Origin of the sequence: Capnocytophaga sp. oral taxon 903, from assembly GCF_013394785.1 — a bacterium.
Taxonomy (GTDB): domain Bacteria; phylum Bacteroidota; class Bacteroidia; order Flavobacteriales; family Flavobacteriaceae; genus Capnocytophaga; species Capnocytophaga ochracea.
In genome coordinates, this window is sequence record NZ_JABXYW010000002.1 from 2,170,487 (window position 1) to 2,183,320 (window position 12,834).

The 12,834-nt window shown below is 39.4% G+C and carries 4 protein-coding genes, 3 tRNA genes and 1 pseudogene; all 8 read right to left on the reverse strand.

The features are described 5' to 3' along the window. Positions 1-11: 11 nt before the first annotated feature. The 8 genes and pseudogenes from HW279_RS09020 to HW279_RS09055 all read right to left on the reverse strand — a co-directional run bounded on the left by HW279_RS09020 (position 12) and on the right by HW279_RS09055 (position 12,831). Positions 12-85: transfer RNA gene (locus tag HW279_RS09020), tRNA-Arg, on the reverse strand. Between the two features lie 67 nt (positions 86-152). Further along, positions 153-227, reverse strand: a tRNA-Pro gene (locus tag HW279_RS09025). Between the two features lie 29 nt (positions 228-256). Beyond that, positions 257-340 (reverse strand) — tRNA-Ser (locus tag HW279_RS09030). A gap of 147 nt (positions 341-487) precedes the next feature. Continuing rightward, positions 488-1,621, reverse strand: a complete 1,134-nt coding sequence (locus HW279_RS09035) for a DUF1735 and LamG domain-containing protein (RefSeq protein ID WP_178958731.1) — start codon at positions 1,619-1,621, stop codon at positions 488-490. A gap of 12 nt (positions 1,622-1,633) precedes the next feature. Continuing rightward, positions 1,634-4,516 (reverse strand): SusC/RagA family TonB-linked outer membrane protein, encoded by a 2,883-nt coding sequence (locus HW279_RS09040; RefSeq protein WP_178958732.1) that lies wholly within the window; start codon positions 4,514-4,516, stop codon positions 1,634-1,636. Positions 4,517-4,619: 103 nt separating this feature from the next. Continuing rightward, positions 4,620-7,492, reverse strand: a pseudogene (gene uvrA, locus HW279_RS09045) (excinuclease ABC subunit UvrA). A gap of 66 nt (positions 7,493-7,558) precedes the next feature. Beyond that, positions 7,559-10,888, reverse strand: coding sequence for a transcription-repair coupling factor (gene mfd, locus HW279_RS09050; protein ID WP_178958733.1), 3,330 nt, complete (start codon positions 10,886-10,888; stop codon positions 7,559-7,561). A 41-nt stretch (positions 10,889-10,929) separates the two neighbouring features. Continuing rightward, positions 10,930-12,831: an ATP-dependent DNA helicase RecQ gene (locus tag HW279_RS09055; protein ID WP_178958734.1), complete on the reverse strand. Its 1,902-nt coding sequence runs from the start codon at positions 12,829-12,831 to the stop codon at positions 10,930-10,932. Positions 12,832-12,834: the final 3 nt, after the last annotated feature.

Consider the following 12,834-nt stretch of genomic DNA (forward strand, 5'->3'; position numbering starts at 1 on the left):
ACAAATTCTCGTGATCACGACAGGATTCGAACCTGTGACCGTCTGCTTAGAAGGCAGATGCTCTATCCAGCTGAGCTACGTGACCTCTATTCCAAAAAAAATATTTCAAAAATGCCACACAAAAGGAAACATTTATGAAATACCTTATTTTGTCGGGGCGGCAGGATTCGAACCTGCGACCTCCTGGTCCCAAACCAGGCGCGATGACCGGACTACGCTACGCCCCGAATTTATATCTAACAATTTGTATTAGATGCGGAGAGACTGGGACTCGAACCCAGGCGACGGTTACCCGCCGACAGATTAGCAATCTGCTCCGTTACCACTCCGGCACCTCTCCAATTTTGAAAGCTCCTTTGCTTTTGCGGTTGCAAATGTATAACATCTTTTTATTATGCACAAATATTTTAGAAACTTTTTTGCACATTTTTTATCAATCTAATAATTATCAAACACTTAAAAATAGTAAAATCTTCTTTATATCCGTTTATCTAGGAGGAAAAACAATACCATAACCTGTACCGTTATTAAAAGTTGCTCCTGAGGGAAGTTCCATTGAGGTGCCTGTGGGAGACCAATCCCATAGTTTTGTTTCATCATCTGTAATGGTGTTAGAAGTTTTATTATATTTCTTACCATTGAGAGGATAATAAAGCAGTAAATCATTTGTAGGTTTAAGAGTACTCCACAACTGTAATTGTATTTCTTTTTGGGTTAGGGCTCGTTTCCACAAACGCACCTCTCTGAGAAGATCATTAGATCCCGCAAACCATAAATCTTTTACATAAATTCTACTATTAGTTTTTGCTGTTTTAGAACCGACCTCTTTTCCTTCTACATATACACGCAGGGTATTGCCATCACAGGTTACTGCAATAGGATACCATTTATTAGTTTGTGCCTTAAATACCTCAGCAGGTATTAATATTGAAATACCCGAAGTTTTTACGTCTAATTGATTGTTTGTAAAGCCTATTTCAACTTGATGAGTATTAGATGTCACTCCTACTATTGGGTTGCTTCCTATGAGATTTGAGCAATTAATTGTAGCTTCAAAAGTCCATTGAGGAAGCTCGTTATTAGATAAAACTTCTCCCGTAGTAGCTTTTGTGGTTGCTATACTCAATACCTTTGTCCTTGTTTCTTTATGTACTACTAATAGCAAACGGTCTTGTCCTGCAATAGCTTCAATATTATTTCTACCTCTTATTTGTATAGGTAACGCATACACTTCGTTGTTAGGAAACGTTAGTTCACTAATGGTAATATCAATAGGAGTTTCTGTTTCATAAGTATTGAAGATAGCATTTTCATCAATACTATACTTATCAGTAGGTAAGAGTTTGTAGTCCGTACCATATTGTGCATTATAGTCGGCTAAGGTTTGAGCATCACCTGTAATAAGCTGAGCTGATACTATCTTACCAGCAGCTCTTATCAGTTTCACCTTTAAGTTTTGAATCTTGTTATCTTGGTATTCTTGTACGTACACTTCAACGACGTTATTGCCATCGAGAAATACTCCCTGATATACATTAGGAGCTTGAGGCGTTTTGTCGGTAGTTTCCTCTTGGCAAGCTATTACACTTAGTAAGCCAAGTATTAAAAGTATCTTTTTCATCTTTGTAGAATTTTAGAATTGCATTTTCACACTAAGTCCATAGCTTCTTACGGAAGGCAACATAAACTTGTCGTACCCACTGCCATAAGTACCTACAGAAGGCACTATTTCGGGGTCAAAAGGTGCTTTGTTATAGAGCATTAGCAGATTATTACCTACTAATGATACACTGAGGTCTTTTAAGCCTTTTACAATGAATCCTTCCCTAAAATGATAGGTAAGAGCGACTTCTTGTAAACGAATATTGGTAGCCGAATACTGATAATCAGAAGCTGTTCTATTAGCTATGAAAGTAGCGTAGTTAGCTCGGTTATCGGCAGAGGCTTTAGACACTCCATAGCGATCGAAATAGCGTTCAGTATCTGAGAAGGCAATACCTCCGAGACGAGCTTTGAACAAGAAATTCAAATCGAAATTCTTATAGCTCATCTTTCCTTGCCAACCTAATAGCCAATCAGGATTGGTAGAGCCTAATTTGTTGCCATTCGCATCGTATATATCGCCTATTTCACCACCTTCACGTAAGGTATACATACCGTTGGCTATCTCGTGAGGTAAACTCACAATCTTGTTCTTATTAGTAGAAACAACAAGCTGAGTTTCCCAATTTACCCCTTTAGAAGTATTAGGATAAGTATACCTTAAAGCAACTTCTGCTCCTTGATTTTGCACTTCACCTGCTTGTTGCCATACAACAGGTACTAATTGATTATTAGTACGAGTATGATAGAAAGTAGCGTTAAAAGAAAGATTGTTAAACCATTGGGTATCTAAGCCTACTTCATAAGAAGTAGTACGTTCTAACTGTAAATCAACAGGGTAGTTAGGCAAACTATACGCATCACCTAACCAAGCGCGAGACGTTTCAGCTACCCCTAAGCCCGCATAACTCATAGGTGCTGCTACTTGGCTGTAACCACCACGCAATTTTGCAAAACTTAATATGCTTTTATCTATACCTATAAATTGATGTAGCAATACCGAAACACCTACTGATGGACTGAAGACCATATTTTTACTTGTAAAGGGATAATCGGACGGTTTATCGGAACGACCAGAGAGGGAGAGATAAACCTTAGATTTCCAATCTATTTGCGCCATTGCAAAGAAAGCCGTATTGCTTCTTTTTCCCCATAATGGATGGTTTATTGCTGCAGGAGTAGAAATATTACTTTGGGTAAAATTGTTTACATTTATCAAATTACCTCTATAACCCTCTACTTGAGTATCATAACCTTCATAAGAAGCTCCTATATGAGTATCTAAACCAAAATCAGAAAATCTTTCATTATAATGTACAATTACATCGGCATATTGCTGTTTGAAAGTTTCTTTCCAATGTGCATAATAGCCATTAGTTCCTGCATAAACAGGAAGTGTAGAAGCATAACGCTTGTCGTCCATAGTAGAAGAAGTATTATCCATACGGAAACGAGCCGCTACTTCTAAATTATCTACAATTTTATAGCTCGCTTTAGCTGAAAACATATAGCGATTTTTTGTAGCTGGACGCAAATTGCGATACGCAATCCAATAAGGATTTTGGATATTCTCACCTAAGTTAGCAGGGGTATCAGGGGTACCAGAACCTGCGATCCAATATTGTTTAGCATAACCTGCAGCAGCATCATAGCGTTCAAAATAACGCTCTTGAGCAAATTGTTCACCTCTTGGATATAAATATAAACCTACTATAGGATTGAAAGCAATACCCGAAGCAACCTGATTACGCTCATACTGGTGAATGTAGTTACCTGAAAGGTCTATCCGTAAAGCATCATTTAGCAAAGATGTGTTATTGTGCAAGTAAGCGTTATAGCGGTTGTATACACTATTAGGTACTATACCTCCTGATTGTAAAGAAGCTAATGAAGCATAAGTTCTATTATTACCACCTTTAAAATTCAATCCGCCTGAAACATTTAGTGCATTTTGGTATATGTGACCAGTTCTATAAAAATCATTGATGTTAAAAGAAGTACCATTAGGTAAGGCACGAGTAGAGAGGGAAGTGTATTGACCTAACTCATTGCCATAAGTTTCTTGAAACTCAGGTTTTGTTAGTTTATCTACAAACTCTACTGAGGAAGATAGGTTAATATTGAGTTCATTGTTATTAGCCTTTTTAGTACGAATGAGTAGTACTCCATTGGCTGCCGATGCTCCATAAGGAGCAGTAGCTTGTGCTCCTTGTAATACCACTACCTCTGCAATGTCTTCAGGATTGAGGTCAGATATACCTTCGCTGGTATCTCTGCCATTACCCCAAAACCCTCTTTCAGCTTGGTTAGCTATAGGCATTCCATCCACCACGTAGAGCACATTGTTATCGCCAAAAAGCGAACGAGCACCACGTATAGTAGCTTTAGTAGCCCCACCGATGCCCGTAGCACTGCGCTGAATATGCAAACCTGCAATTCTACCATCAAGACTATTTACAAAATTTGCTTGTTTGACTTGGGTAAGATCTCTATCTAAAACTTTTTGTTGTTGATAAGATAAAGTTTCTTTTCCTTTGTATATTTCTAAAGCAGTAGGTTGAAGAATGGGAACGTACATAGTACATACTATTAGTTCCTCTCTAGGTTTTAAGACTACCTTAAAATTGATGTTCTTATTTTTACCCTCTACTTTTCTTTTTTGGGTTTCATAGCCTAAAAAACTAAACTCAAGTACATCACCTACTTTGGCTTTGAGTTCAAACTTACCATCGATATCAGTTGAAACACCTTTAGTAGCTTTTGTTGAACGTGTGTTTTTAATAATTACTGCAACCGATGGCATAGGTTGATTGTTCTCATCGAGAACTTCCCCTGTAATGTTTTTCATCTGGGCGTGAACCACTCCTGCAAATAAGAATAGCAAGACTAACACAAGTTGTATTTTCTGTTTCATAGCGTTTACATATAAATATACCCCGCAAAGGTACAACTTTTATTCACTTATACAAAAATTTTACACATTTTTTTAATATAAGTTCTATTGCTAAATACGATTTTCAGAGGTAGAATAAAGAAAGTAAGAGAGTAAGAAAACTAATCAGATACTCGGCAGTGAAACTCTTCTTATTTTTAGCCACTTCTTCGGGAGTACCAAAGGCTATCACTTCACCTCCTGCCTTTCCTCCATCGTGCCCTATATCTATGATATAATCTACTTTTCTGATAACATCGAGGTTGTGCTCTATCACCAGAACAGTATTGCCTTTATCTACCAAACGGTCGAGTACTTCGAGGAGTACCTTCACATCGTCAAAATGTAGTCCTGTAGTAGGTTCATCTAATATATAAAAAGTATTACCTGTGTCTATTTTAGAAAGTTCTGTAGCTAACTTCACCCGTTGGGCTTCCCCTCCTGAAAGGGTAGTAGATTGTTGCCCTAAAGTGATGTAGCCTAAACCTACCTCTTCAATAGTTTTTAGTTTGCGGTATATTTTAGGGATAGGTTCAAAGAATTTTACTGCCTCACTTATGGTCATATCGAGTACATCAGCAATAGATTTCCCTTTGTATCTCACTTCAAGCGTCTCGCGGTTGAAGCGTTTTCCTTTACAAGTTTCGCAAGGCACATAGACATCGGGTAGGAAGTTCATTTCAATCACCTTTAAGCCTGAGCCTTCGCAAGTTTCACATCTACCGCCTTTCACGTTGAAACTAAATCTACCTGGTTTGTAGCCACGTATTTGCGCTTCGGGTACTTGGGTGAAGAGGTTGCGTATTTCACTGAAAACACCTGTGTAGGTAGCGGGATTTGAACGTGGAGTACGTCCAATAGGAGACTGGTCGATGTCGATTACCTTATCAATATGTTCTAAGCCCTCAATGCTTTTATAAGGCATCGGTTTTTTTACGCCATTAAAGAAGTGAGCGTTTAAGATAGGATACAGTGTCTCGTTAATAAGCGTTGATTTTCCACTTCCCGATACACCTGTTACCCCTATCATTACTCCTAAAGGGAATTTTACGGTTATGTTCTTCAAGTTGTTGCCCGTACAGCCTTTTAAGATAATTTCTTTGCCATTGCCTTTGCGCCTTTGGGTAGGTATTTCAATCTTCTTTCTCCCACTCATATAGTCGGCGGTGATGGTATTTGCTTTTAGCAACTCTTTAGGCGTTCCTTGGAAGATAATATCCCCTCCATTTACGCCCGCTTTAGGTCCTATATCTACTACATAATCGGCTTCTTGTATCATTTCTTCATCGTGTTCTACCACAATTACTGAGTTACCAATATCTCTAAGTGATTTTAGAGAGTTGATAAGCCGTTTATTATCTCGCTGATGCAAACCAATACTAGGTTCATCGAGTATATAGAGTACTCCAGTGAGTTGTGAACCTATCTGTGTTGCCAGTCTGATACGCTGTGCCTCCCCTCCAGATAACGATTTAGAACTTCTGTTAAGAGCTAAATAAGTAAGCCCTACATCTATGAGGAATTGGAGTCGGGTGGTGATTTCTTTGATAATTTCTTCCGCTATTTTGCGTTGTTTGGTAGAGAGATGCTCAGGTAATGATTTGAACCACGCCAATAAATCTGTAATATCTAAGGCAGATAGTTCAGCTATATTTTTATCAGCTATTTTAAAGTAAAGCGCCTCTTTGCGCAAGCGAGTGCCGTGACATTCCTCACAAGGAATGGTATCCATAAACTCTTCAGCCCAGCGCTTGATAGCTGCCATATCAGCATTTTTGTACTGACTTTTGATGAAGTTGATGATGCCTTCGAAATCAATTTCAAAATTGCGCGTAATGCCTAATACATCCGATTTGATAGCGTATTTATCTTTACCACCATAGAGAATAATATCCATCGCTTCTTTAGGAAGTGTTTCAATAGGGTCAGAGAGTTTATGACCGAACTTTTGTACAATGAGCTCTAATTGTTTGAATATCCAAGTGTTCTTTTGCTCTCCTACTGCTGTAATCCCGCCGTTCTTGATAGAGATAGAAGGGTCGGGGATAATTTTTGAGAGGTTGATTTCTTGTACTTCACCCAACCCATTGCAGTGCGGGCACATTCCTTTAGGAGAATTGAAAGAGAAGGTATTAGGTTCAGGAAGAGGATATGAAATGCCCGAAGAAGGACACATCAAATGTCTGCTGAAATAGTGAGCTTTCTTTTGATCGTGTTCTAAAACCATTAGCACATCGTCGCCGTAGTTCATTGCAATTTTGATACTTTCTTGCAGGCGTTTTTGGGTGTCGTCAGTATCATCAATTTGCATACGGTCGATCACAATTTCAATATCGTGTGTTTTGTATCGGTCGAGCTTCATACCTTTTTCGATATCACGAATTTCGCCATCGGTACGCACCTTTACAAAGCCTTGTTTAGCAATCTGCTCAAAGAGCTCGCGGTAATGTCCTTTTCTCGATTGTACCACAGGAGCTAATAGGTTAATGCGTTTGCCTTTGTATTCTTTGGTAATGAGTTCCTGAATTTGGTTATCGGTATAACTTACCATCTTTTCGCCCGTTACGTAGCTATAAGCATCGGAAGCACGGGCAAATAGCAGGCGCAAGAAGTCGTAGATTTCGGTGATTGTACCCACTGTAGAGCGCGGTGATTTGGAAGTAGTTTTCTGTTCGATAGCAATTACCGGCGAGAGCCCGTCGATTTTATCCACATCAGGTCGCTCTAATCCCCGAGAAACTGGCGAGCATAAGCCGAGAAAGTCTCGATATAACGGCGTTGTCCTTCGGCATAAATAGTATCAAAAGCCAATGAAGACTTGCCACTACCTGAAAGCCCTGTGAAGACTACAAGCTTTTCGCGAGGTATGGAAAGGTCTATATTTTTGAGGTTATGCACCCGTGCGCCTTGAACTTCAAGTACATCAGTGGGAGCTACATTATTCGTTTTCTTTTTCATTTAGTGACTGTTATAGAGGCTACCATAAGTAGCCTATGATTAAATAATTAGGTGATACTAATCTTTCTATGCATCTAATAACTGCATTACTTTTAAGGCTTGATACACAGTATTGATTCCTTCAAAAATAAGGAGCAAACGCAACCCGTTACGGGTTTCTTTCTCTTGCATACGACACTTGTTAGGGTAACGTTGTACAAAGAGTAGCACCTTTTGAAAACGCTCACTTTGGTAAAATGGACTGTTTTGGTCGGAGATAAAATAGCCTGTCATCTTACCGTTTTTCATCACGAGCTTTTCAATTCCCATACGAGTAGCTATCCATTTCACTCGCACGCTGTTGAGTAAGTCGATAGCTTGGGGAGGAAGTTTGCCAAAACGGTCGGTAAGATTGTGTTGGTACTGCTGTAAAGCTTCCTCATTGGGTAAATTACTCAGTTCGTTATAAAGATTGAGTCGTTCTGCCACTCTATTGACATAGGTATCCGGAAAGAGGAGTTCAAAATCAGTGTCTATTTGAGTATCGGTGAGGTAAGTTTTATCTTCTTCGGAAGTGTGATATAGTTCTGAGAACTCATTTTCTTTGAGCTCTACTATAGCTTCTTGCAATATTTTCTGATAAGTTTCGAAGCCTAACTCATTGATAAATCCACTTTGTTCCCCGCCTAAGAGGTCTCCAGCTCCACGAATTTCTAAATCCTTCATAGCAATATTTAACCCGCTTCCCAAATCAGAGAACTGAGCTATAGCTTCAATACGCTTGCGGGCATCATCACTCATCGCTACCAACGGAGGGGTGATGAAGTAACAAAATGCTTTTTTATTACTTCTACCTACACGTCCACGCATTTGGTGTAAATCGGATAAGCCGAAATTATGAGCGTTATTGATGAAGATAGTATTAGCATTGGGTACATCTAAACCATTTTCAATGATAGTAGTAGCTACCAATACATCGTAAGCACCATCCATAAAGGCTAACATTGTTTCTTCTAATTTTTTTCCGTCCATTTGTCCGTGACCAATGGCTATACGAGCATCAGGTAATAGGCGTTGAATCATACCTGCTACTTCCTGAATATTCTCTACACGGTTGTGCATAAAGAACACTTGTCCACCTCGCTGGATTTCATAACGAATGCCATCGCGTATTATCTCTTCGCTGAAAGGAACTACCTGAGAATCGATAGGGTAGCGGTTAGGGGGTGGTGTATTGATTACTGATAGGTCGCGGGCTGCCATTAAGCTGAACTGTAAGGTTCGGGGGATAGGTGTAGCAGTGAGGGTGAGCACATCGAGGTTTTCTTTGAGGGTTTTGAGCTTATCCTTTACGCCTACACCAAACTTTTGCTCTTCGTCTACTATCAGTAGACCTAAATCTTTATAAGCTACTTTTTCGCCTACTATCTGATGAGTTCCGATGATGATATCTAACTGACCATTTGCCAGTTCTTCTAAGATGATCTTCTTTTCCTTAGCTGTGCGGAAACGGTTAAGATAATCGATGCGCACAGGGAAGTCTTTCATACGCTGGCTAAAGGTTTGAAAGTGCTGAAAAGCGAGTACCGTAGTAGGTACCAATACCGCTACCTGCTTGCCGTTGTCTACCGCTTTGAAGGCAGCGCGAATAGCTACTTCGGTTTTTCCAAACCCAACATCGCCACACACCAATCTGTCCATAGGTTTTGGGCTCTCCATATCAGCTTTTACTTCGGCAGTAGCTTTGCTTTGGTCGGGTGTATCTTCATATAGGAAAGAGGCTTCCAGTTCGTTCTGCATATAGCTGTCGTGAGAGTATGCATATCCTTTAGATTCCTTACGTTTAGCATACAACTGAATTAAGTTGAAGGCTATTTCCTTCACTCTTGTTTTTGTCTTCTGCTTGAGCGCCTTCCAGGCTCCAGAACCTAATTTGTATATCTTGGGTGGCTTGCCGTCCTTACCGTTGTATTTAGTGATTTTATGTAGGGCGTGAATGCTTACGAATAGGACATCGCGGTCGCCGTAAATCAGTTTGATTGCCTCTTGTTGCTTGCCTTCAACCTCTATCTTCTGTAATCCAGCAAACTTACCAATACCGTGGTCGATATGGGTTACATAGTCGCCTACTTCTAATTGCATTAACTCTTTGAGCGTGATAGCTTGCTTTTTAGCATATCCGTTCTTCAGCTGGAATTTGTAGTAACGCTCAAATATTTGATGGTCAGTAAAGACATTCAGCTTGTGCTCATTATCTATAAAGCCTGCGTGTAGAGAAAACAGTAGCGTTTGGTAATGCACTTTTTGTTCCATCTCCTCAAAGATGTCGTGGAAGCGTTTGGCTTGTTGCTCAGTGCCACAGAGGATATAGTTTTGGTATCCCTCAGTATGTTTATCGTTTAAATAACTGATAAGAAGTTCGAATTGCTTGTTGAATGAGGGCTGTGGTGTAGTGCGGAAAACAATCTCTTTTTCACCTTTGGAGAAAGATGAGGGAAGATTTATATTTATTTGCTGAAATCTCCCCATTTGGTTTAATAAATCTTCTGATTGACAATACAGCACATCGGGTGTACTGTGTTTTACTTCATTAGAGAGCTTTTCGTAAATGTCAGTAGCTTTAGTGAAGAGCTTGTCAATTTTTGCTCCAAAAGTAGATGTTTCCTTAGATATTAAAAGAGTCTGTTCGCTGATATACTCTAAAAATGATTGACGTACCTCATTACCTTCTTTGTTTTCGACGTTAGGGATAATAGTAATCTTAGAAAGCTGTGTTGTTGAGAGCTGTGTTTCGACATCGAAGGTGCGAATACTTTCTACTTCATTGCCAAAGAATTCAATGCGGTAAGGTTCGTTATTTGAGAAAGAAAAAACATCAACAATCCCTCCGCGTACTGAAAACTCGCCAGGTTCGGTTACAAAGTCAGTACGATTGAAATTATAGGAGAAAAGCACTTCGTTCAAGAGCTCAATGGTTAGCTGGTCTCCTTTGCTAATCTTTAAGGTATTTTGCTCTAATTGCTTACGAGTGATAACTTTCTCGAAGAGCGCTTCGGGGTAGGAGACTACTATCAGTGGTTGCCCACTATTGCTCAGCTGATTGAGTACTTCAGCACGTAGTAACACGTTGGCGTTATCGGTATCTTCAATTTGATACGGGCGGCGATAGCTATCAGGAAAGAAGAGAACTTGTTCGCCTACTAAGGTCTCTAAGTCGTTTAACAAATAGGCACTTTCTTCTTTGTCGGGCAAGAGCACCAATAGCGGACGCTTGGTATTATTATAAACATTAGCTATGAGTAAGGACAGAGAAGCCCCTGCCAAACCATTGGCAACGATACTATGATGTGCTTTAATTTCAGTTAATAAACTTTTATAAGTACTATTTTCTGCGAATAATTGTAATAACTCTTTCACAAATAGGGATTATGATTACAAAGTGCAAAGGTACGCATAAATTAGGAATTAACAACTAATTCATTACAGTTGTTATAAGCTATTTTTTGCATATACAAAAGTTCTTCCAAAACCTTATTGATATCTTTTGCAGGGAAAGGCAATGCGATAAGGAGCTCATTGGGAGTTATAGGTTTAGACTTCAATAAACTCCAAACTGCTTCTTTAACCTCTTTTTTATCAACTTTTGGAGGAGGTAGTTTGGCAATACAATTTGAACATACTCCACAAGGCTTTTCGGATTTTTCACCGAAGTATTCTAAGAGCTGGATGTTGCGACAAGTATCCTCATTTTGAAGATAGCGGAATACTGCTTCTTGCAAGGTTAGCTTGGTGTGATTGTACTCTTTTAAGTTTTTAGAAATACTATTAATAGTGCGGTCATCATCACGAGGCACATTAAAGACAATTTGAATATCAGAAGCTTCGTTTTTTAAGATAGCCATTCCATCGTTGTGCAAATGTTCCAAATTCTTGATGATATCACGATAGTCGAGCTCTGTGAGTTCAGTGATTTTTTCCATCTCCAAAGTTATAGGTTGACTGTAGATAAGAGGATAAGACCTTATGAGATAGATAACAAGGTTTTTTAGATAACGATGCGTTTGTAAATAAGTAATAAGTTGAGGGGCAGGTGCTGTAATATGCAAAGTAACCTTCTTGTAAAATTGCTGGCTGAGTGAAATAATAGACATTCGGTCTAACACTTGCAAACCATTATAAGACTTTATGGGTGATAGCTGATAACGCTTCCAGAAGTCGGGGAAGAAGAAACTGAATACCCCTTCTTGTCCTTCACCTATTGCTATTTGAAAATAAGCATTAAGTTTCGCATAAAGTAGCTTGAGAAAAGGAATGTCTACCAAGTAATCTTTTAGCAGTTTATTAGCATTTTCAACGTCGATTTTACCATAGAATAGGATAGCTTCGGCTGGATTACCATCGCGACCTGCACGTCCAGCCTCTTGAAAATAGTCCTCTAAGGTTTGAGGTATATCCCAATGAATTACAAAGCGCACATCAGGTTTGTCTATCCCCATTCCGAAAGCATTGGTAGCTGCCATTACACGCACATCGTTCAGCAACCACATACTCAGCTTTTGATTCTTTTCTTCAGCAGGAAGACCTCCGTGAAAATAGGCTGCTGAGATACCGTGATTCTGCAATAGTTCAGCCAATTGTATGCAACCATTTCTGCTGCGCAAGTATACGATAGCACTCCCTTCGGTCTTTCTTAACAGTTGTAGTAACTCGTGCCATTTATCGGAAACCTTATACACTTTGTAAGCGATATTAGGGCGTGCTAGAGAAGTACTGATAATAGTAGCATTTTCTATACCTAAATGATATAAGATATCTTGCTGTACTTGATGCGTTGCCGAAGCTGTGAGTGCCAATAATGGGACGTTAGGGAATTCTTCTTTCAGCCATTTACACTGTAAATAAGCAGGACGAAAATCTTTACCCCAATGTGATACACAATGTGCTTCGTCTATCACTATTAAGTTAATAGACATTGCTTTGAGATAGGAGCGCACCAATTCCTGTTGCAGACGTTCAGGGGACAGGTATAAGAATTTATATTGCCCATAGAGAGCATTGTTTAGCAAGCGTTCCAACTCAGGGTAGGGGAGACCTCCCGATAACGATAGTGCACGTATTTCTCTATTTTTAAGCGCCTCTACTTGGTCTGTCATTAAGGCTACTAAGGGAGAAACAACTATACAGATGCCTTCTTTCATCATAGCAGGCACTTGAAAAGTAATAGATTTTCCTCCACCCGTAGGTAATAAGGCTAAGGTATCTTTTCCGGATAATACCGAGTTGATAACAGCTTCTTGAGAGTTGCGAAAACCGTCGTAACCCCAATACTTTTTGAGTATGTACAGAGGTTCATTCTCCATAAA

Excerpts from the sequence above, each read along its gene's own strand:
- HW279_RS09040 (WP_178958732.1), bottom strand. The coding sequence starts at position 4,516 with ATGAAACAGAAAATACAACTTGTGTTAGTCTTGCTATTCTTATTTGCA.
- HW279_RS09035 (WP_178958731.1), bottom strand. The coding sequence starts at position 1,621 with ATGAAAAAGATACTTTTAATACTTGGCTTACTAAGTGTAATAGCTTGC.
- HW279_RS09055 (WP_178958734.1), bottom strand. The coding sequence starts at position 12,831 with ATGGAGAATGAACCTCTGTACATACTCAAAAAGTATTGGGGTTACGAC.